Source organism: Mycobacterium pseudokansasii, assembly GCF_900566075.1.
In the GTDB taxonomy this organism is placed as follows: Bacteria; Actinomycetota; Actinomycetes; order Mycobacteriales; family Mycobacteriaceae; genus Mycobacterium; species Mycobacterium pseudokansasii.
This window is the reverse complement of record NZ_UPHU01000001.1, coordinates 1,689,140-1,710,117: the sequence shown is the minus strand read 5'-3', so window position 1 is coordinate 1,710,117 and position 20,978 is coordinate 1,689,140. Positions and strand designations below refer to the sequence as shown.

Here is a 20,978-nt window from a genome sequence, read left to right as displayed (position 1 = left end):
CGCCTAATAGTGATAGGTGTCCGTCGGGGCGGGCATGTGAACCCGTTCGTCCTCGAACTCCGAGACTTCGATGCCGTAGGCGCGGGCCAGGTCGAGGATCTTGGTGGCCCGCGCAATGCGCGGCAGGTCGGAGCCATTGCGGATCTCTCCGCCGTCGCGCTGGAACTCGGCGAAAAACTCTTTGGCCCAGCCGATTTCGTCTTGCGACGGCGACAATCCCTCGTTTACCACGGCGCATTGTTCGGGCGAGAGACAGATCTTGCCGGTCATGCCGAATTCGACGGAGACCGCCGTGGCCTCGATGAGCTTGAGCGGGTTGGTACCGATGGTCGGCCCGTCGATGGCACTGGGCAGGTTGGCCGCCTTGGCGGCGATGGTGAACCGTGACCGGGCGTAGGCCAAGGTGGTCGGTTCCTCGCCGAAACCGGTGTCGCGGCGGAAATCGCCGATGCCGAAGGCCAGCCGGAAGGTGCCCTTTGCCGCGGCGATCTCGGTGATGCGCTCCAGGCCCCGCGCCGTTTCGACGAGCGCCACGATCGGCACATTCGGCAGTCGCAGCGCGGTCTCGGTGACATGGTCCACCGATTCCACCATCGCCAGCATCACGCCGCCGATCGACGTGCCGGCCAGCGCGGCTATGTCATCCGCCCACCACGGGGTGCCGAAGCCGTTGATGCGAACCCAGTCGCCGTTTCCGGCGCCCAGCCACCGCACCACATTGTCGCGGGCGGTGGGCTTGTCTTTGGGCGCCACGGCATCCTCGATGTCAAGGACGACGATGTCGGCACGAGAGTGCGCCGCGGACTGGAATCGCTCGGCGTGCGCGCCGTTGACCAACAGCCAGCTTCGGGCGAGAACGGGATCGATGCGTGAACCGATGTCATCGGGATCCGTAGCGGTGCCGTCGACCTGCTCATACATTGCGTGTTCAGTGGTCATCATCATTTCCGTGGGTGTGTAGCGCGGTTCCGTAAACCTGCCTAAACCGTAGCCTCATCGCGAAATGAGCCGTCCGGCTGACCCGCCTCAGCGGCGCGAACCACGACGTTCGTGGCCCGCCGTCAGCCGGAACAGGGCGCGGTCCAGGGTCGGCAAGATCTCGGTGATGGCGATTTCGCCGGCGGTGAATCGCGCCACCAGGCCGTAGGCCAGGTTGGACACGATCGGGGGCAGATCTGCGACGAGGTCGGGGTCGGCCTCGCCGAGCACGGCCATCGCGGCGGGCACGACGGCGTCCAGACCCCGGCTCACCAGCTGCTGACCGCCGGGGGCGGACCGCGCACGGTAATAGGCCCGCAGCATGTCCGGGTGACGCTCCCAGGGTTCGAAAATCGTCCGGAACACGCGCAGCAGGCCGTCGTAGATGGATTCGTCCGGGCGAGGTTGCTGCGTGGCCAAACCGGCGTAGCGGTTCTCGTCCATCCAGCGCTCCAGCGCCGCCAGGATCAGCGCGTCTCGAGTCGGATACCGCTTGTAGATGGTGGCCAGTGAGGTCCGCGCGCGCCGAGCTACCTCCCGCAGCTGGACGGCGTCGTAGCCTGCGGTCTCCAGGATGTCGACGACCACTTCCAGGATGGGATCAAGGTTGCGGTCGTGCGGGCTTTCCGGGTCGCCGGTCACCAACACCACCCTTGCCCTCGCTCAGTAACGTCGTTACCGTACCGGGTGTAACAACGTTACTCAACGAGGAGGAGCGATGGCCGGCCGAGTCGACGACAAGGTCGCGGTTATCACCGGCGCGGCCCGCGGCCAGGGCCGCAGTCACGCCGTGCGGCTTGCGCAGGAAGGCGCCGACATCATCGCGGTCGACATCTGCCAACCGATCGAGAACTCGGCGGCACCACCGGCGACGCCCGAAGACCTCGCGGAGACGGCCGACCTCGTCAAAGCTCTGGACCGGCGGATCGTCACCGCCGAAGTCGACGTCCGCGATTACGGCTCGCTCAAAGCCGCCGTCGACGGCGGGGTCGAGCAACTCGGCCGGCTGGACATCGTCGTCGCCAACGCCGGCATCGGCACCGTGGGAGTCCGGCTGGACCGCATGGACGAAGACCTGTGGCAGCAATGATCGACATCAACCTCAGCGGCGTCTGGAAGTCGGTGAAAGCCGCAGTGCCCCATTTGGATTCGGGCGCATCAATCATCTTGACCAGCTCGGTCGCCGGGCTCAAGGCATATCCCCACACCGGGCACTATGTGGCCGCCAAACACGGGGTTGTCGGCCTGATGCGGTCCTTCGCCGTCGAGCTGGGTCCGCGCAACATCCGCGTCAACTCGGTGCACCCGACACACGTGAACACGCCGTTGCTGATCAACGACAACACTTTTCGCCTGTTCCGGCCCGACCTCGAAAATCCGGGCCTCGACGACTTTGCCCCGATCTGCCAGACCTTTCACATCCTGCCGATCCCGTGGGTGACAGCCGAGGACATCAGCAATGCGGTGCTCTTCCTGGCCTCCGACGAGTCGCGATACATCACCGGCGTCGCGCTGCCCGTCGATGCCGGCAGCTGCCTGAAGTAAGGACCAGCACATGAGAACCGGGCTCTACTACGACCCCTACGACGTCAGCATCGCCGCCGACCCCTACCCCACCTACGCCCGCCTGCGCGACGAGGCGCCGCTCTACTACAACGAGCGCTACAACTTCTGGGCGCTGTCACGGCACTCCGACGTCGAGAAGGCGCTGTCGGATTGGGAGACTTTCTCCAACAGCCGAAGCGACATCCTCGAACTGATCCAGTCCAAGTTCGACATGCCCCCCGGCGTGATGATGTTCCAGGACCCGCCGGCACACACGAGGCTGCGCGGCGTCATGTCGCGGGTCTTCACCCCGCGCCGGATGGCCGAGCTCGAAGACCAGATCCGGGCGTACTGCGTTCGCTGCCTGGATCCGCTGGTCGGCTCGGACGGCTTCGACATCATCGCCAACCTCGCTTCGATGATGCCGATGCGCGTCATCGGCATGCTGCTGGGCATCCCGGAGAGCGACCAGGTCAGCGTGCGCGACGCCAACGACGCGAACCTGCGCACCAAACCCGGCACGCCGATGAGGGTGGCCAATCCGGGCAAGATCGCCGACGGCAGCATCTACGCCGACTACATCGATTGGCGCGCCAAGAACCCCTCCGACGACCTGATGACCGCGCTGCTCAACGTCGAGTTCGAAGACGAGCACGGCGTGACAAGAAAGCTCACCCGCACCGAGGTGCTGCACTACACCCAGGTCGTCGCCGGCGCCGGCAACGAAACCACCGGCCGGCTGATCGGCTGGCTGGCCAAGGTGCTCGCCGAGCATCCCGACCGGCGCCGCGACGTCGCGCACGACCGGTCGCTGTTGACCCGCACCGTCGACGAGACGTTGCGCTACGAGCCCACCGGACCCCATGTCGCGCGCTACACCCTCCGCGACTTCGCGTGCTACGACACCACCGTGCCCGCCCACAGCGCCATCCTGCTGCTCTTCGGCGCCGCCAACCGAGACCCGTTGCGCTACCAGGATCCCGACACGTTCAACATCCGCCGCGACAACATCTCCCACCTCACGTTCGGCAAGGGGGTGCACTACTGCCTCGGCGCCAACCTGGCACGCCTGGAAGGCCGGGTCGCCCTCGACGAATTACTCAACCGCTGGCCCGAATGGGACATCGACTACGACAGCCTCAAGCTCGCGCCGACCTCCACGGTTCGCGGCTGGGAGCGGCTGCGCATCCTGCTACCCTGAGCCCGCACGAACCGGGTCTGCGTCAACCGCATGAAAAGCCTTGGCCCGCGATGGTGTTGGATGGCGGAGTGGCAGGCATCAGTCGCAGCCGGACCATAACGGCCGAGCCGCAGGCGATTTGGGACATCCTGGCCGACTTCGGCGCCCTGAGTTCGTGGGCCGGCGGCGTCGACCATTCGTGTGTGTTGAACCACGGCCCGGGCGGCGGGCCCGTGGGCACCACCCGCCGGGTGCAGGTGGGCAGCAACGCGCTGGTGGAACGCATCACCGAGTTCGAGCCACCCACCAGACTGGCCTACGACATCGAGGGCCTGCCGCCGCGGCTACGCAAGGTCGCCAATTGCTGGACGCTGCGGCCCAGCGGCCCGGGCGGCGCCGCCACAGTGGTGAGCCTGACCAGCACGGTCGAGGTCGGCGACGGCAAGCCGGCACGGATGGCGGAATGGGTCGCGCTGCGCGTCCTGGCCAAGCAGTCCGAGGCGATGCTGGCCGGGCTGGCACACCGATTGGAGAACACGCATGTCTGATCGCCCCGACATCGTCATCGTGATGACCGACGAGGAGCGCGCGGTACCGCCCTACGAGTCGGCCGACATCCTGGCCTGGCGGCAGCGCACCCTGACCGGACGCCGCTGGTTCGACGAGCACGGGGTGAATTTCACGCGCCACTACACCGGCTCGCTGGCCTGCGTGCCCAGCCGCCCCACGATGTTCACCGGTCACTACCCCGACCTGCATGGGGTCACCCAGACCGACGGCATCGGCAAACGCTTCGACGACTCGCGGCTGCGCTGGCTGCGCGCCGGCGAGGTGCCGACCCTGGGCAACTGGTTCCGCGCGGCCGGCTATGACACCCACTACGACGGCAAGTGGCACATTTCGCACGCCGACCTGCACGACCCGGCGACGGGCGGATCCCTGGCCACCAATGACGACGACGGCGTCGTCGACCCGGCCGCGGTGCAGCACTACCTCGACGCCGACCCGCTGGGCCCCTACGGTTTCTCCGGTTGGGTGGGTCCCGAACCGCACGGGGCCGGCATGTCCGACTGCGGTCTGCGCCGCGACCCGCTGATCGCCGATCGGGTGGTCGCCTGGCTGAACGACCGTTACGCGCGCCGGCGCGCCGGTGACGCCGCGGCGCTGCGCCCGTTCCTGCTGGTGGCCAGCTTCGTCAACCCGCACGACATCGTGCTGTTCCCGGCGTGGGTGCGACGCAATCCGCTCAAGCCGTCCCCGCTGGACCCGCCGCCGGTGCCCCCCGCGCCCACCGCTGACGAAGATCTGCGGGCAAAACCGGCTGCCCAGATCGCGTTCCGGGAGGCCTATTACTCCGGTTACGGTCCGGCGCGGGTGGTCAAACGCAACTATGGACGCAACGCGCAGCGCTACCGCGACCTCTACTACCGGCTGCACGCCGAGGTCGAGGGGCCGATCGACCGGGTGCGCCGAGCAGTCACCGAGGGCGGCTCGGACAATGCAGTTCTGGTGCGCACCGCCGATCACGGCGACCTGCTGGGCGCTCACGGCGGACTTCACCAGAAGTGGTTCAACCTGTACGACGAGGCCACCCGGGTGCCGTTCGTGATCGCCCGCATCGGCGCCGGCGCGACGACGGCGCGCACCGTTTCGGCGCCGACATCGCACATCGACCTGGTGCCCACGCTGCTCGGCGCGGCGGGGGTCGACGTCGACGTCGCGGCCGCGCAACTCGCCGAGTCGTTCACCGAGGTGCACCCCCTTCCCGGCCGCAACCTGATGCCGGTTGTCGACGGCGGACCCGCCGATCAGTCCCGGGCCGTCTACCTGATGACGCGTGACAACGTGCTCGAAGGCGACACCGGCGCGTCGGCGTTTGCCCGGCAACTGGGCCGAACCGTGAATCCGCCAGCGCCGCTGCGGATCAAGGTGCCCGCGCACGTGGCCTCCAACTTCGAGGGGCTCGTCGGGCGCGTCGACGACTCCGACGCCGTCGGCGGCGCCGGGCACCTGTGGAAACTGGTACGCACCTTCGACGACCCGGCCACCTGGACCGAACCGGGCGTGCGTCACCTCGCCGGCAACGGCATCGGCGGCGAGGCGTACCGCACCGATCCGGTCGACGACCAGTGGGAGCTCTACGACCTGACCACCGACCCCATCGAGGCCCACAACCGATGGACCGACCCTGACCTGCACGAGCTGCGCCAACATCTGCGGATGCAGCTCAAGCAGCAACGGGCGGTGTCGGTGCCGGAACGCAATCAGCCGTGGCCGTATGCCGAGCGTCAGCCGCCGGCCGACCCGTCCGGCGGTGTGGTACGTCGAGTGCTGGGGAGATTCAGGTAGTCCGGACGGCGCTGCCGCGCGCTCACGGCTCCCCGAGCAGCGCCTTGGCCAAATCGATGGGCTCGATTTCAAGCCCGGCGAGGTCGGCATTGAAATCGGGTCCCAACAAGTCACCGCCCTCATGCATGCCCCTCAGCGGCCCGTCGATGAACTCGTCGAGGGTCAACGAAACCGGTTCCATACCCGCCCACTCCCCCGTCGCGTGCCGGCGCGCATAGGCCGCGGTGGAGTAGACCAGATGTACGCAGACCGGCTCGTCGTCTTCGGTCACGTAGTCATTCGAGTGCACCCACGCTCCCCGCAGATCGGGGCCTAGCAGCACCCAAACTTCTCGGGTCGCGCGCACCCGCTCGATGAAGCGCTGATAGTTCGCCTGAAGTTCGGCGGTCAGGTGGAGAGCCACGCCCGACTCTAACCGCCGCACCGCGATCACGCCGGTCTCCGCCAACCTGTTACGAACAGCCGCGCGTCGATAGGGTTTTGCTATGCAGACATTGCTGTTCACCCTCGGGCTGGTGCTGTTCCTGATCGGTCTGCTCACCGGATTCGCTGGGCCGGTGGTGAAGAACCCCCGGATGGCGTTGTCCAGCCACCTCGAAGCCGTCCTCAACGGCATGTTCCTGGTGCTGCTCGGCCTGCTCTGGCCGCACCTGCACCTGCCTCAGGCATGGCAGGTCACCGTGGTCGTGTTGATCGCATATGCCGCCTACGCGAACTGGTTGGCACCGCTGCTGGCGGCCGCATGGGGCGCGGGGCACAGACTCGCGCCGATCGCGGCGGGCAGCCACCAGGCCTCCGCGGCACAGGAAGGCGTCGTGACTTTCCTGTTCCTGTCACTTGCGGCGGCCATCGTGGCCGGCGTCGTCGTGATCATCGTCGGGCTGCGATGCCGCGACGGCGTCGGCGCACTACGCGCTGAGGCGGCCGAGTTCGGTCGCCAGCTTGTCCAGATGTCGAAGCGTCGGGTCGTATGGCTCGGTGGGCAGGTCCACCAAAACCCGCTCGACCCCCAACGGCCCGTAGCCTTCGAGATCTGTGGCCGTCGGGTCGCCCCAGTGGCAGACGGTCACCGGTACCTCGCTGCCGGCCAGCGCGCGCAGCCGCTCCAGCGGGCGCGACAGTTGCTCCGATGATGGGCTGATCGCGATCCAACCGGCTTTCAGCTCGGCGATGCGGGTGAAGTTCGCCGGCCCACCGCCGACATACAGCGGCGGATAGGGCTTCGTCACCGGCTTCGGCCAGCAGTAAAGCGGGTCGAAATCGACGTATTTCCCATGGAATTCGGCTTTCTCCTGCGTCCAGATCTCGATTATCGCGCGCAGCCGCTCATCGGTCACCCGTCCGCGCACCGCCGGATCGACACCGTGGTTGGCGACTTCTTCGCGCAGCCAGCCCACGCCGACGCCGAAGCGAAACCGCCCCTGCGACACCAGGTCCAGTGAGGCAACCTCTTTGGCTGTCAGGATCGGATCGCGCTCCGGAACCAACGCGATGCCGGTGCCCAAAACCAGCGTCTCGGTGGCAACCGCGGTCGCGGCCAACGCCACGAACGGATCCAACGTCCGGTAGTACTTGTGCGGAATCGGGCCACCAGCCGGGTAGGGGCTGCGCGTGTCGACCGGGATATGGGTGTGTTCGGCAAGAAACAGCGACTCGAATCCGCGCTGTTCCAAGGCCGCCCCCAGCTGTGCCGGGCCAATGCCCTCGTCGGTGACGAATGTGAGCACACCGAACCGCATGCTTCCTCCTAATCGTTATTTACGCGATGGCCTTCGGCAGGTGGGCGGAACAATGCGGCACGCGCCGCGCAGGATCCACGGCGTCCGCCTGGCAACCACCGCCAGGAGTTGCCAGATGCCTGGCACACCATGCAAGTCGACATAGCGCGTAGCCGGCACCGACTGAGCGTATTACCGATGTCCGGGCGCGACCAGCGCCAGCCTCGCACGCCGCTCATGCGGGCGGCCGGCGCGGATGAGGTACTTACCTACCCCACTGCGCTGGGTAACCGGCTGGCGACCGGTTTCGATGTCGACGTCACCTTGTTCGCTTTGCGAATTCCCTTGTCCATCAGCGCTTCCGGGGCGAACTTGCGCAGCAGCGACAGTCCGCGCGCCAGGTTGCCGGCCGGATAGCGCACCTTCGGCCTTCGGCTGGTCGCCGCCTTGAGGACGGCCCGAGCCACCACCGCGGGATCATCCCCGTGGTGCACTCCCTCGGTGATGACGCGTCGGGCGTTCTCGCGAGCGGCCACGTAACTGTCTATCAGTGAATCGGCGTCGAACGCATTGGCGCCGAACGACGTCTTGGTGAAACCGGGTTCGACGACTGACACCCGCACGCCGAATTCCCGGGTTTCATGATCCAGGGACCCGGAGTACCCCTCGACGGCATGCTTCGAAGCCGAGTAGAGCGCGGCGTAGGGCGCGGGCAACAAACCCAACACCGAGCCGATGTTGATGATGCGGCCGCCGCCCTGCGCGCGCAGATGCGGCAGCACCTCACGAGTCAGCCGCACCAGGCCGAAGAAGTTGGTGTCGAAGAGCTGCTGCGCCTGGGTCACCGAGCTCTCTTCCGCGGCACCGATGATCCCTATGCCGGCATTGTTGACCAGGATGTCGATGCGACCGGCCCGCCGGATCACCGAGGCGACGGCCGCGCTGACCGACGCGGCGTCGGTGACATCCAACTGCACCAGTTCCACCCCGGGTATCGGTTGCGTTCCACTCGGGTTGCGACTCGTGCCGAAGACCTCAAAACCCTTCGCCGCGAAAGCGTTCGCCACGGCGAGCCCGATTCCCGAGGAAACGCCGGTAACCAATACCACTGGCGATCGTCCGTTCATCTCCACTCCTAGTAAACCGACTGGTGTACTTTTGCTTGCGCAACGCTACACCGCTTGATGCGATATGTAAACCGTTCGGTATACTTCCGCCCATGGCTAGGCAGCATGCGACACGCAAGGGCGGCCGTGGAGCACGTCAGCGCATCCTGGACGCGGCTGCCGAGCTGTTCTACCGGGAGGGCATCAACGCCACCGGCGTCGAACGACTGGCGAGCGAATCGTCGGTGTCCAAACGTACTCTGTATCAACACTTTCCGAGCAAGACAGCGGTAGTCGAAGAGTACCTGCGCAGCATTGGAGACGTTGCCGCCAATCCGCTGCGGGTCAGCGGCAAAGCCGCACAGCAGACGCCGCGAAGCCGATTACTGGCGTTGTTCGACAGTCCTCGTGCCGGAACAGCGCCGCTGCGGGGCTGTCCCTTTCACAATGCTGCCGTAGAGGCAGCGGGAGCGATGCCAGGAGTTGAAAGAATAGTCCGCGCAACCAAACAGAATTTCATCGATGGGCTCACCGAACTGGCCCGGGATGCGGGCGCCAGCAATCCGCGCTCACTAGGCAATCAACTCGCCGTTCTCTACGAAGGTGCGGCCGCGCTGGCTACCTCGCTCAACGATGCATCGACGTGGACGCAGGCCCGCGCGGCAGCTGAGACGCTGATCGACCAAGCGCTCGCCTCATAACGCGCGGGCCCGAAGCCACAGCTCCGTAGTCTGGATCAGGTGAGCGTTGCACCGGATATGACAGTCGCGCTACAGGACCGGTTCTTTCGCGCGTTGCCGGAGATGGCGGTCCGCTGGCAAGCCGATACGCCGCCGGACCCGCGGCTGCTGGTGCTCAACGAGCCGCTGAGCACGCAGCTTGACCTCGACGCGACCTGGCTGCGCAGCCCCGACGGGGTGCGGTTTCTGGTCGGCACCCTGCTGCCCGACGGCGCCGCGCCGGTAGCCCAGGCCTACGCCGGCCATCAGTTCGGCGGCTACGTCCCGCGGTTGGGCGACGGGCGGGCGCTGCTGCTGGGCGAGCTCGCCACCGCCGACGGTCGCCTTCGCGACATCCATCTGAAGGGCTCCGGGCCCACGCCGTTCGCGCGCGGCGGCGACGGCTGGGCGGTCGTCGGCCCGATGCTGCGCGAATACGTCGTCAGCGAATCGATGCACGCGCTGGGCATCCCGACGACGCGCTCCCTGGCCGTCGTGGGTACCGGTCGCCCGGTACAGCGCGAGACCGTGCTGCCCGGCGCCCTGTTGGTGCGGGTCGCAAGCAGCCACCTGCGCGTCGGCAGCTTCCAGTACGCGGCATTCACCGGCGACCTCGGCCTACTGCGGAGGTTGGCCGACCATGCGATCGCCCGCCATCACCCCGGCGCTGCCGAGGCCGAGCGTCCCTACCTGGCGCTGTTCGAGGCGGTGGTCGCCGCGCAGGCGTCGCTGATCGCCCAGTGGATGCTCGTCGGCTTCGTCCACGGGGTGATGAACACCGACAACATGACCATCTCCGGCGAGACCATCGACTACGGGCCGTGCGCGTTCATGGAGGCCTACGACCCCGAAACGGTGTTCAGTTCCATCGACCACTGGGGCCGCTATGCCTACGGCAATCAGCCGGTCATCGCCGGCTGGAACCTCGCCCGCTGCGCCGAGGCGCTGCTTCCGCTGCTCGCCGACGACACCCAGGAGGCCATCGCACTCGCCGAGCAAGCGTTCGGTGTATTCCGCGACCGCTGTGACGCGGTGTGGTCGTCGGGCATGCGGGCCAAGCTGGGTTTGACCACACCCACCACGCTGGTCGACGAGTTACTGCCGATGCTGCAGGAAAGCCGCGTCGACTACACGTCGTTCTTCCGCCACCTCGCCAAGGCGGCCCGCGGCGACGCCGAACCCGCGCGCGGACTGTTCGTCGACCTCGCCAGGTTCGACGGCTGGCTGTCGCGGTGGCAGGCCCTGGGGCCGGACACCGAGCTGATGGACCGGGTCAACCCGATCTACATCGCTCGCAATCACCTGGTCGAGGAGGCTCTGACAGCGGCGACCGACGGCGATCTCGGTCCCGTCGAACGGCTCCTCGACGCCGTCACCCACCCCTATGCCGAACGGCCGGGCCTGCAGCGCTACGCCAGTCCCGCGCCCGGGGATTTCGGCGCCTACCGCACCTTCTGCGGCACCTGAGCCCGCGCCATCGCCTACCCTGCTGACCACACCACCAGCAGAAGGAGCTAAGGGATGACGTGGCAGATCGTGCTGTTCATCATGGGTTTGATCGTGGCCGGAGTCGCGGCATTGCTGTGGGTGTTCGCCGGCGCCGACAAAGCCCGCGCCCGCGCTAAGACGCTGACCATCGCCGCCCTGGCAGCGTCGGCGTTGTTCTTCCTGTTGGGCTGCTTCACCATCGTCGGGACCCGCCAAATCGCCATCGTCACCGCCTTCGGGCGCCCCAACGGCGTCAGCCTGAACAACGGCTTCCACGGCAAGTGGCCGTGGCAGATGACCCACCAGATGGATGGCGCGGTGCAGATCGACAAATACGTCAAGGAGGGCAACAACGATCAGCGGATCATGGTGCGGCTGGGCAATCAATCCACTGCTCTGGCCGACGTCAGCATCCGCTGGCAGCTCAAGCAGCCCGCCGCCCCGGAACTGTTCCAGCAGTACAAGACCTTCGACAACGTGCGCGTCAACCTGATCGAGCGGAATCTTTCGGTGGCGCTCAACGAGGTGTTCGCCGCGTTCAACCCGCTGGACCCGCAGAACCTCGACGTCTCCCCGCTGCCGAAGCTCGCCAAGCGCGCCGCCGACATCATGCGCCAGGATGTCAGTGGCCAGGTCGACATTTTCGACGTCAACGTCCCCACCATCCAGTACGACCAGGGCACCGAGGACAAGATCAATCAGCTCAACCAGCAACGCGCCCAGACCTCGATCGCGGTGGAGGCGCAACGGACCGCCGAAGCCCAGGCCAAGGCCAACGAGATCCTGTCCCGCTCGATCAGCAACGACCCCAACGTCGTGGTGCAGAACTGCATTACGGCCGCGATCAACAAGGGGATCAGCCCGCTGGGTTGCTGGCCGGGCAGCTCGGCCCTGCCCACGGTTTCCGTGCCCGGACGCTAGCCGACAAGATTGGTGCCCATGGACATTCCGTTCGCCGACGCCGTGCGCGGCCGCTTCGGCCGCCGCGACGCCGAGTTCGACTTCATCGAGGAGTTCGAGCACGAGGCCTTCGATGGTGAGGCGGCCGAGGCGGCGCCCGACACCGTCGACCTGCCCTCGGCCGAGCCGGCCCTGCTGCTGCAGAAGATGGAGAACCGGCTGATCCGCCAGCACCTCGCCAACCCGGACGTGCTGAGCGACGAGCAACTGCGCAAGTTGCGCTACATCCTCAATTTCGCCAGGCTCTCCGACTTCGAGCCGGGCGCAGCCGGGCCCGGGGGCAGCCGTGGCCGTGGTGACGCGTCGGTCGGCGCCGAAGTCGCGCCGTGGCGCTCCAGGGTCACCGACGCGCTGTACGGACCGCTGCGCGAGGAGGCGGATCCGGTCACTGCCCTGAAGGCGGCACGCGATGCGCTGCAGGCTCTGGCGCCAGACCAGGACGACCAGCGGCGAGTGCTCATCGAACGCCACGGCAACGACTTCTCGGCCGCCGAGCTGGATTCCGAGGTCGGCTACAAGAAGCTCGTCACCATCCTCGGCGGCGGCGGGGGGGCGGGCTTCGTCTACATCGGCGGTCTGCAGCGGCTCCTGGAGGCCGGCCAACTGCCCGACTACATGATCGGCTCGTCGTTCGGCTCGATCATCGGCAGCCTGGTGGCGCGCGCCCTGCCGGTGCCGATCGAGGAGTACATGGAGTGGGCCAAGACGGTGTCGTACCGCGCCATTCTCGGACCCGAGCGGCTGCGCCGCCGTCACGGCCTGGCCGGCGTCTTCGCGCTGCGCTTCGACCAGTTCGCCCTGGCCCTGCTCAGCCGCGAAGACGGCGTGCGAATGCGCATGTCGGACTTGGCCATTCCGTTCGACATCGTGGTCGCCGGGGTGCGCCGGCAGCCGTATGCGGCGCTGCCGTCGAGGTTTCGCCGTCCGGAACTGGCGGCGCTGCAGTTACGGTCGCTGCCGTTTCGCCCGATCGGCATCGGACCGTTGGTCGCGGCCCGGATGTGGCAGGTATCGGCCTTCATCGATTTGCGGGTGGTCAAGCCCATCGTGATCAGCGGCGACGACTCCGACCGTGACTTCGACGTCGTCGACGCCGCATCGTTCTCGTCGGCCATCCCCGGTGTGCTGCACCACGAAACGCGCGACCATCGCATGGTCGGCATCCTCGACGAGCTGTGCGCCGAGAAGGACATCGCGGCGATCGTCGACGGCGGCGCGGCCAGCAACGTGCCCGTGGAGCTGGCCTGGAAGCGGGTGCGCGACGGCAAGCTCGGCACCCGCAACGCGTGCTATCTGGCCTTCGATTGCTTTCATCCGCAATGGGATTCGCGGCATATGTGGCTGGCCCCGATCACCCAGGCCGTCCAGTTGCAGATGGTGCGCAATCTGCCGTATGTCGATCACCTGGTCAAATTCCAGCCCACGCTGTCGCCCATCAACCTGGCGCCGTCCGTCGCCGCCATCGACCGCGCCTGCGAGTGGGGACGCGGCAGCGTCGACGAGGCCATCCCGGTGACGACGGCGCTGTTGCAGCCGACGTGGTGGGAAGGCGACGGCCCGCCGGTCGCCGAGCCCACGGCCCGCGCGAAGTCGGTGGCGTCGTCGATGAGCTCGGTGATGGCCGCGATTCAGTCGCCGACCGGACGCTGGGCACGGTGGCGAAACCGCCACCTGACGTAAGGCAACCGGCGAATCGCCCATCGACTCGGGCCTGACTACCATGGCCCCATGGCCGAGCCGGTCCCGGCTTCCGAGGACACCGCCGCACTCGGCGGCGAGACTGCCGCCCTGCCGAATTCGGCACCCACCGATGCAGTTCACACGGCATGGTCGCACACCGACGAAGCCGACGAACCCACCGAACCCGACGAAGGCAAGGACCTCCGCGACGACGAGCAGCCCGTCGCAATCGAAGCGGCCGGCCAGACCTGGGGCACCACGTGGGGCCGCGCCTCGGCGCTGCTGCTGCTCGGTATCGGCATCGCGGTGCTCATCGTGATCGGCGGTTGGGCGCTGACCACGGAGAAGTCCCCCCGCCAGGGGGCGCAGCCGCCCGCGGCTCCGGCGGCGACGACGGCCGCCCCCACAGCGACCACCGCGCCGGCTCCCACGACCATCGCCTCGACCCCGGAGCAGGACAGCGGATACATTCAGGCCCTCAACGACCGCGGCATCACCTTCGCCAATCCCGACGCCGCCGTCTACAACGGCAAGTTGGTCTGCCTGAACTTTCGCCGGGGCATGACGGTGGACCAGATCGTGGCGGCATTTCGGGCCAGCAATCCGGCGCTGAGCAGCAACGCCGAGGATTACGTGGCGATCTCGATGCGCACCTATTGTCCGTAACGCTTCCCGGAACGACTCTCGTCGGGGTGTTCGTGGGCCGCGCGGTGGGTACCTACGCATCTATGACGGATCCGAGTAGCCGGAATTCCCGCCAACCCACCAACCTCGGCGGCCGGCTCACGCGGCGTCGACACAAACTTGCTCCGGACCCCGGCATCCGACGCGCCATCCTGGTGGCCGCCTCGATGTCGGTGCGCGAGCACGGGGTACGCGGGCTCAACGTCGCCACCGTCCTCGACCGCGCGCAGCTGAGCACCCGTGCCTTCTACCGGCACTTCGAATCGAAAGACCAACTGGTTGCGGCGGTCTTCCTGGAGGTGGCCCGGGTCGAGGCAACGCGGCTGCGAACCCAAATGGCCAAGGCAGCCAACCCGGTCGAGGCGGTGGCCGCCTGGATCGACGCGCGACTGGACCTGGCCTTCGACGAGAACGTGAAGGCCGACCTGCGCCACCTGTCGGTGGAGGCCCAAGCACACATGCTCAACGCCCCTGAGCTCGTCGCACCGGCCTATGCCGAAACGCTGGAGCCTCTGGTCGAACAGCTTCACCTGGGCCTGCAACAGGAGGTGTTCCGCGACATCGATCCGGTGAGCGAGGCGCACTCCATCCAGGGTGTGGTGTGGGCGAGCACCGAGCGGCAGTGGGCATCCGGTGACGGTGAACGCGACGGCGTTCGGCAACGCACCGTCCGGTTCTGCTTGCGCGGGCTGGGCGTGGCGCCGGACACCATCGCCGAAGTAGCCGGCACCGGCTGCTAAGCGGCCCGCTAAGCCGCCTGCTAAGAAGGTGCGATGGACCTCGGCTTCACCGGATCGAAAGCTGTGGTCACCGGGGGCAGCAAGGGCATGGGCTTGGCCATCGCGGAAACCCTCGCCGCCGAAGGAGCCAGTGTGGCCGTCGTCGCCAGGGGCAGGGAGGCGCTCGATGCGGCAGTGGACAGACTGCGCGTTGCCGGCTCCCCGGATGCCGTCGGAATCAGTGCGGACATGGCCGACGCCGCCGCCATTGCCGGTGCCTTCGCCGCCGTATCCGAGCGCTGGGGGCAGCTGAATTGCCTGGTCCACACGATCGGACCGGGCGACGGGTATTTCGAAGAGATGGACGATACGGCCTGGGATGCCGCGTTCACACTGGGCACCATGTCGGGTGTCCGTTCGATTCGCGCGGCCTTGCCGTTGCTGCGGGCCGCTGACTGGGCCCGCATCGTGACCCTGTCCGCGCACTCCATTCAGCGGCAGAGTCCGCGGCTGGTCGGCTACACCGCATCGAAGGCAGCGCTGACCAGTGTCACCAAGAACTTGTCGAAAAGCCTTGCCAAGGACGGCATTCTGGTGAACTGCGTGTGCCCGGGGACCATCGTCACGGCTAGCTTCACCGAACAGCTCAACGATGCACTGGCCGCCGACGGCCTGGATGCCACCAATCCGCACGACGTTATGACGTGGATTGACAAGCATTTTCACCACCCATGCGATCTGGGCCGCGCCGGTCTTCCCGAGGAGGTCGCCTCCGTCACCGCTTACTTGGTGTCGCGGCGCAACGGCTATGTCACCGGCGCGACGGTGAACGTCGACGGGGGCTCGGACTTCATCTAGCCGGCGGTGCGACCGTCCCGCCGGAACGGCAACGCATGCACCAGCGCCACCACGACCGCTCCGACGGCCAAGCCGATGACCGCCGAAGTTCCGGTGTCGACCAGCCAGGCAAGCACCGCGCCCACGGATCCCGCGACGTGGCGCACCTGCTCCTCGACGTGGTGAACCAAGGCGTACGGCGGGTGCCAGCCGACGCGGTCGCTGCCGACCAACAGGATGTGGCCGCCCACCCACAGCATGGCCACCGTCCCGACCGTCGCGAGCGCTGAGAGCAGTTTCGGCATCGCGGCGACCAGGCCCCGGCCGACCTGCCGGCCCAAACGGGATCCGGTGTCGGCAAGCCGCAGGCCAACGTCGTCCATCTTGACGATGGCGCCGACGGCCCCATACACCACTGCGGTGATGATCAGGGCAACAACGATCAGGATGACGAGCCGCGGCAGGAACCTCTGGCTGGCCACCTCGTTGAGAGCGATCACCATGATCTCGGCCGACAGGATGAGGTCGGTCCGGACTGCGCCGCTCACCACCTCCTGCTCGCTGGCCGGGCCGGCCTCGGAACCATGACCGCGGATGCTGCTCCAGGCTTTTTCGGCACCCTCGTAGCAGAGGTAGGTGGCGCCCAGCATCAGGATCGGGGTCAGCAGCCACGGCAGGAACTGACTGAGCAGCATCGCGGCGGGCAGGATGATCAGCAGCTTGTTGCGCAGCGATCCGATTGCAATGCGCTTGATGATCGGCAGTTCGCGCTCGGCGGTGATGCCGTGCACGTATTGCGGCGTGACCGCGGTGTCGTCGACGACCACTCCGGCAGCCTTGACGGTCGCGTGGCCGGCCGCGCTGCCGATGTCGTCGACCGAGGCCGCGGCCAGCCGCGCCAGGGCCGCGACGTCGTCCAGGAGGCCGAACAGCCCCCCGCTCATCGCGTCTCCCCCATGGCGATCGAGGTTACCGTTTGCCGTTGCACTCGGCCGTCGGCTAAGCCGGCTAAGCCGGCCCCGTTTGCCACGATCACCTTGGCGCCGCGGCCTGCGCACGTCCGAGCGATGGCGCCGCTGGTCAGTTCGGTCGTCTCGGACACGCCTGAGACTTCACCCGAAGCGCCAAAGCTAAACCCACGCTTACCGCATGCTGGCGCTAACTGGGACTAACTGGGTGGGCCGGACAGCCAGAAAGCGAGTCGGAAGGTGACCTATGCATATCTGATCGGCAGCGCAGGGCTGATGCTGATCTGGGTCGGGTTCTGGGTCCAGGCGGATACCGCGCGCCGCATGACGATGTTGCGGGTCAGCGGGATCACCGCACTGACCGGACTTGCCGAACCGCTCTTCTTGTCCGGATACTGGAATCCGCCGAGTCTGTTTGATCTGAACAACAGAATAGGTGTCGATATCGAAAGTGTTGTGTTCTCATTCGCGGCGGGCGGAATGGTTGCCGCCATCTACACGGGGCTCCGCAAGATCGGCCGGAAAAGCGGGCGGCAACCGCACTGTGCACGCTCCCTCCAAATTCTTGCCCTGGTTTTCCCGATCTCGGTCTTTGTCGCTCTCATCACCACGACGAATGTGAACCCGATCTACGTCACGGTCATCGCGCTGTTTGCCGGTGTCGCCGCCGCGTGCGCATGCTGGCCGGCGCGGATCCCGATGATTATGCTGGCCGGCTTTCTATTCATGGGACTGTATTTTGTGTGCTTCGTGACGTTCACTGCGGTATATCCGCGCTACCTGTTCCATGTGTGGAACTTGTCCGCCCTTTCGGGTGTGGTCATCGCGGGGGTCCCGCTGGAGGAATTACTGTTCGCGTTGTCCTATGGCCTCATGTATTCCAGTGTCGCAGAATACTTCTTCGCCAGAATCTCTGCTGCGCGGGACCACGAAATCAGCCGCTGAATACCGGTCAGGTGATTATGCCGTCTGGTCAAGCATGCCCAGGTTGTAGGCTATGTCGCGGCTTTCTCCCTTGGCGATGGCTTTGACCATTTTCGATATCGCCCACGGCGGGTTCAAGTATTTTTCGATCTCCCGGGCAATCATGGCGTCGTAATCGTCGACTATTTTGCCGCGGCTGGACTCTGGCTCGGCGATAAGCTGTTGCGCGATTGTCCACGCGAGGTCACGAGAACGCTTGAGTTCCGCGCCGACGAAGCCGATGTCCTTGTTGCCCAACATCTTACGGAGCCCCGCCATGACGGGTGAAATGCGATCGATGCTGTCCAGGACTCCGCCGATCTGGCTGCTGAGAATGGCATTGACGATGTCGAAATCGCTCTGCAGCGGCTCCAGCGAATCTCCGGCCGTCGCGGCGGCGGCAATACCAAGGTCGAAAGTGTCGTGGGCGGTCATCGCGGTGAGGATGTGCTGCAAGACAATTGGGCTATCGGCGGCGTTCACATCGAAGGCGACCTGCCACACCCGGGTCGGCTTCCGGTGGTCACCGCCGAACCGGCTCTGCACGGCATCGAAGTACCGGCGAGCGAATGCCACGCCGAACCGCGTCATCCGCTGTCGGTCGGCGAACATTCCCGCGTTGATGGCATCGCGAACCGCGATGGTTGCCCGCTTGTACACCAGCGCGAAGTAGCCGACCCGGCTCGCCGTCTCCCCCGACCATTCGATGACCGCTTCGATGTCTTCGATGACCTCGTCCATCGTGGAAACGTCCATCAGACGCGGGGAAGGCAGCGTCGCGACCATGCCGCTGAGTATCGTCGCCGGCCACCGGATTGTCCTCGGTTTCGACGTGACCGTGCCCGTGGCTGGGCAGTTGACCAGCAGATCCGGGGATTGGGCTACTCGACAGGACGGCACTCGGTGTCGACCAGGGGCACGATCTCCCGGACAGCGCGCAGCGTCGCTCGGCCACCCGGGTCTTCGGCTGTCGAGGGCACGACGGCCAGACAGTCGGCCCCGGCTCGGTGGTAGGCGCGCAGCCGGGCCGCGATCCGGTCGGCGTCGCCCAGCGCACCTACCTGGTCGAGCAGTTCGACGGGGACGGCCGCCGACAGTTCGCGTCGCGTCGCGCCGGTGCGCGCCCTGCGGACGAGGTCGCCGAAGCCCAGCGTGGCGAACATTTCGCCGTAGCCGGGCGGCCCGAGATAGACGGCCACCTGACCCGCCAGCTGCGCGTGTGCAGCAGCACCCGGGTTGACCGCGACCGGCACCCACACCGTCAGCCGCGGTGCGGGACGGCGGACCGCGGCGGCTGCGGCGTCGATCACCTCGCGAACCTGCGCGACGCGCGCCGGCGACGCGAGGTTGAGCACCACCTCGTCGGCATGCTGGGCCGCCAGCCGGATCATGCCAGGACCGAACGCCCCCAACGCAATTCGGGTACCGTGCGGTGCGGTGCGGAGCCGGAAACCACGGCTGCTGACGTGCCGGCCGACGTAGTCGACGCGCTCGCCGGTCAATATCGACCGCAGGCATTCGATGGTCTCGCGCATGACCGGCACATGGTGTGCCCACTGGCGGTTGTGCCAGCCGCTCACGATCGCCGGACTGGACGCCCCCAGGGCAAGGTCGACCCGATTGCCGGTGAGGGAGGCAACCGAACCGACTCCCAGCGCCAGTGCCACCGGGCTGCGGACACCGACGGCCAGCGGGCCGATTTTCAGGGTCAGGTTGGGCGCCCGCAGCCCGATCGCGGTCCCCAGCGCGAACCCGTCATGAGTGGCCATCTCGCCGATCCAGAGGCCGTCGAAGCCCGCGTCGCGGGCCGCCGGTGCGACTTCCATCGCTTCGTGGTCGGGCCGGTCAAGCCAAAACGGCAGGGCGACTTCAACGTCCATGCCGCTCACAGCATCGACACGTCGCTGGGCTGGTCGAGCAGCACCCGGCCGGACAGCTCACGGGAGGCCTCGTTGACCTGGAAGTGGGCGGTGGCCGTGAAGGCGTCCCGGAACCGGCGCTGCAGTGGCGAGCTGTCGTAAATGGCGCTGCCCCCCGCCAGGTCGTACATGGTGCGCACCACGTCGGCCGAAGTCCGCACCGCATGCGTGGCCGCCAGCCGGAGCCGGTTGCGCAACGCCACCGGCACCGCATCAGCATCGTGGCTGGCCCGCCACGCAGCGTCGATCGCCTGGTAGTACAGCGTGCGCGCTGCATCCAGCGCCGCTTCGGCCGTCGCCACCGCAGCCTGGGTCGCCGGGCGTTCGGCCAGGGTGCGCGTGGAGCCCAGGCCCTTCTTTCCGGCGGCCAGTTCGACGAGGTCGTCGATCGCGGCGCGGGCATTGCCCAATGCGGCGGCGCCGATCGACAGCGCGAAGAAGCCGAACACCGGAAAGCGGTACAGCGGCCGTTCCAGGGCGGGTCCGTCGAACACCGAGAACACCCGGTCGGCGGGCACGAAAACCTCGTCGGCGATGCTGTCGTGGCTGCCGGTGCCACGCAGGCCCAGGGTGTGCCAGGTGTCGAGGACCTTCAGGTCCGCTTTGGGCAACGCGACGACGGAGGGCACCCGCTGATCGTCGACGAAGCAACCCGCGAACATCATGTCCGCGTGGCTGATCCCGCTGCAGAACGGCCAGCGCCCGGACACCACGACACCGCCGTCCCCCGACTTCGCCGTGCCCCGCGGCGCCCACACCCCGGCCGCGACACCCCGTCCGCCGCCGAACATCTCCTCGCGGCTGGACTCCGGCAGGTAGGCGACCAGCAGGGCGCTGGTGATCGCGATCGACACGCACCATCCCGCGGAAGCGTCACCGCGCGCAATCGCTTCGGCGCACCGCAGCGCCGCTCCGGGCGCCAGCTCCAACGCCTCAACCTCGAGGGGCATGGTGGCGCGCAGCAGCCCGGCTGCATTCAGGCTGGCCAGGAGTGGGTCGGGAAGTCGGCGATCGTGGTCGATCTGACCGGAAAGCTCGCGAGCCGAGAGTGCGATCTTCTCGGCGACGGTCACGATGTCGGTGGCGGTCGGGTCCGGCTGAGGCATCGGGGCTCCTGTGGCGGTGACGGTTCAATCAACGTACTCCTATCGGTTCAGTAATTGAA

The 20,978-nt window shown here is 67.1% G+C and carries 20 protein-coding genes and 2 pseudogenes; 13 read left to right on the top strand and 9 right to left on the bottom strand.

Going from position 1 to position 20,978, the window contains the following annotated elements; genetic code table 11:
* Positions 1 to 3: 3 nt before the first annotated feature.
* Together EET10_RS07840 and EET10_RS07835 are read right to left on the bottom strand one after the other, a co-directional pair.
* Positions 4 to 921 carry an HpcH/HpaI aldolase/citrate lyase family protein gene (locus EET10_RS07840; protein WP_036404040.1) on the bottom strand — a complete coding sequence of 306 codons (918 nt, stop codon included), beginning with the start codon at positions 919 to 921 and terminating at the stop codon, positions 4 to 6.
* 105 nt (positions 922 to 1,026) lie between these two features.
* Positions 1,027 to 1,620, bottom strand: a complete 594-nt coding sequence (locus EET10_RS07835) for a TetR/AcrR family transcriptional regulator (RefSeq protein ID WP_167480147.1) — start codon at positions 1,618 to 1,620, stop codon at positions 1,027 to 1,029.
* 76 nt (positions 1,621 to 1,696) lie between these two features.
* Here EET10_RS07835 and EET10_RS07830 point away from each other — a divergent pair.
* The 4 genes and pseudogenes from EET10_RS07830 to EET10_RS07815 all read left to right on the top strand — a co-directional run bounded on the left by EET10_RS07830 (position 1,697) and on the right by EET10_RS07815 (position 6,052).
* Positions 1,697 to 2,523: pseudogene (locus EET10_RS07830) on the top strand (mycofactocin-coupled SDR family oxidoreductase).
* Positions 2,524 to 2,533: 10 nt separating this feature from the next.
* Positions 2,534 to 3,724, top strand: a complete 1,191-nt coding sequence (locus EET10_RS07825) for a cytochrome P450 (protein WP_036404042.1) — start codon at positions 2,534 to 2,536, stop codon at positions 3,722 to 3,724.
* A 50-nt stretch (positions 3,725 to 3,774) separates the two neighbouring features.
* Positions 3,775 to 4,251: an SRPBCC family protein gene (locus tag EET10_RS07820; protein WP_051490571.1), complete on the top strand. Its 477-nt coding sequence runs from the start codon at positions 3,775 to 3,777 to the stop codon at positions 4,249 to 4,251.
* Positions 4,244 to 6,052 carry a sulfatase-like hydrolase/transferase gene (locus EET10_RS07815; RefSeq protein ID WP_099188147.1) on the top strand — a complete coding sequence of 603 codons (1,809 nt, stop codon included), beginning with the start codon at positions 4,244 to 4,246 and terminating at the stop codon, positions 6,050 to 6,052. Before EET10_RS07820 ends, EET10_RS07815 begins: the two co-directional genes overlap by 8 nt.
* Before the next feature lie 22 nt (positions 6,053 to 6,074).
* On the opposite strand, the gene EET10_RS07810 is transcribed toward EET10_RS07815, so the two are convergent.
* A complete protein-coding gene (locus tag EET10_RS07810; protein WP_036404352.1) occupies positions 6,075 to 6,455 on the bottom strand; it encodes a DUF2750 domain-containing protein in 381 nt (126 codons plus the stop codon).
* Positions 6,456 to 6,537: 82 nt separating this feature from the next.
* Here EET10_RS07810 and EET10_RS30635 point away from each other — a divergent pair.
* Positions 6,538 to 6,936, top strand: a pseudogene (locus EET10_RS30635) (styrene oxide isomerase); the annotation flags it as partial.
* A gap of 24 nt (positions 6,937 to 6,960) precedes the next feature.
* On the opposite strand, the gene EET10_RS07800 reads toward EET10_RS30635, so the two are convergent.
* Positions 6,961 to 7,791 (bottom strand): LLM class F420-dependent oxidoreductase, encoded by an 831-nt coding sequence (locus EET10_RS07800; RefSeq protein ID WP_036404046.1) that lies wholly within the window; start codon positions 7,789 to 7,791, stop codon positions 6,961 to 6,963.
* A 248-nt stretch (positions 7,792 to 8,039) separates the two neighbouring features.
* Positions 8,040 to 8,897 (bottom strand): oxidoreductase, encoded by an 858-nt coding sequence (locus EET10_RS07795; protein ID WP_122502034.1) that lies wholly within the window; start codon positions 8,895 to 8,897, stop codon positions 8,040 to 8,042.
* A 92-nt stretch (positions 8,898 to 8,989) separates the two neighbouring features.
* Between EET10_RS07795 and EET10_RS07790 the strand changes: the two genes are divergently transcribed.
* The 7 genes from EET10_RS07790 to EET10_RS07760 all read left to right on the top strand — a co-directional run bounded on the left by EET10_RS07790 (position 8,990) and on the right by EET10_RS07760 (position 15,984).
* The gene (locus EET10_RS07790; protein WP_036404049.1) at positions 8,990 to 9,577 is read left to right on the top strand and encodes a TetR/AcrR family transcriptional regulator; all 588 of its coding nucleotides are present in this window, start codon (positions 8,990 to 8,992) and stop codon (positions 9,575 to 9,577) included.
* 57 nt (positions 9,578 to 9,634) lie between these two features.
* A complete protein-coding gene (locus EET10_RS07785; protein WP_425293766.1) occupies positions 9,635 to 11,062 on the top strand; it encodes a protein adenylyltransferase SelO in 1,428 nt (475 codons plus the stop codon).
* Between the two features lie 54 nt (positions 11,063 to 11,116).
* Positions 11,117 to 12,004 carry an Rv3090 family protease gene (locus tag EET10_RS07780; protein WP_036404053.1) on the top strand — a complete coding sequence of 296 codons (888 nt, stop codon included), beginning with the start codon at positions 11,117 to 11,119 and terminating at the stop codon, positions 12,002 to 12,004.
* 18 nt (positions 12,005 to 12,022) lie between these two features.
* Positions 12,023 to 13,723 (top strand): patatin-like phospholipase family protein, encoded by a 1,701-nt coding sequence (locus EET10_RS07775; protein ID WP_099188145.1) that lies wholly within the window; start codon positions 12,023 to 12,025, stop codon positions 13,721 to 13,723.
* 48 nt (positions 13,724 to 13,771) lie between these two features.
* On the top strand, positions 13,772 to 14,389 hold the full coding sequence (locus tag EET10_RS07770) for a DUF732 domain-containing protein (RefSeq protein WP_063466364.1): 618 nt from the start codon (positions 13,772 to 13,774) through the stop codon (positions 14,387 to 14,389).
* A gap of 62 nt (positions 14,390 to 14,451) precedes the next feature.
* Positions 14,452 to 15,147 carry a TetR/AcrR family transcriptional regulator gene (locus EET10_RS07765; protein WP_081260287.1) on the top strand — a complete coding sequence of 232 codons (696 nt, stop codon included), beginning with the start codon at positions 14,452 to 14,454 and terminating at the stop codon, positions 15,145 to 15,147.
* Positions 15,148 to 15,180: 33 nt separating this feature from the next.
* Positions 15,181 to 15,984 (top strand): SDR family NAD(P)-dependent oxidoreductase, encoded by an 804-nt coding sequence (locus EET10_RS07760; RefSeq protein WP_036404055.1) that lies wholly within the window; start codon positions 15,181 to 15,183, stop codon positions 15,982 to 15,984.
* Here EET10_RS07760 and EET10_RS07755 read toward each other — a convergent pair.
* Complete coding sequence (locus EET10_RS07755; protein ID WP_122502033.1) at positions 15,981 to 16,907, bottom strand: DUF808 domain-containing protein; 927 nt, start codon at positions 16,905 to 16,907, stop codon at positions 15,981 to 15,983. The genes EET10_RS07760 and EET10_RS07755 overlap by 4 nt on opposite strands.
* A gap of 264 nt (positions 16,908 to 17,171) precedes the next feature.
* Between EET10_RS07755 and EET10_RS07750 the strand changes: the two genes are divergently transcribed.
* Positions 17,172 to 17,876, top strand: coding sequence for a lycopene cyclase domain-containing protein (locus EET10_RS07750; protein WP_051490573.1), 705 nt, complete (start codon positions 17,172 to 17,174; stop codon positions 17,874 to 17,876).
* Positions 17,877 to 17,891: 15 nt separating this feature from the next.
* On the opposite strand, the gene EET10_RS07745 is transcribed toward EET10_RS07750, so the two are convergent.
* The 3 genes from EET10_RS07745 to EET10_RS07735 form a co-directional block, all read right to left on the bottom strand.
* Entirely contained in the window at positions 17,892 to 18,680 is a 789-nt protein-coding gene (locus tag EET10_RS07745) for a DUF5995 family protein (protein ID WP_036404059.1), read from the bottom strand.
* Positions 18,681 to 18,775: 95 nt separating this feature from the next.
* On the bottom strand, positions 18,776 to 19,774 hold the full coding sequence (locus EET10_RS07740; RefSeq protein ID WP_122502760.1) for an LLM class F420-dependent oxidoreductase: 999 nt from the start codon (positions 19,772 to 19,774) through the stop codon (positions 18,776 to 18,778).
* 5 nt (positions 19,775 to 19,779) lie between these two features.
* Positions 19,780 to 20,919, bottom strand: a complete 1,140-nt coding sequence (locus EET10_RS07735) for an acyl-CoA dehydrogenase family protein (RefSeq protein WP_036404062.1) — start codon at positions 20,917 to 20,919, stop codon at positions 19,780 to 19,782.
* Positions 20,920 to 20,978 lie beyond the last annotated feature (59 nt).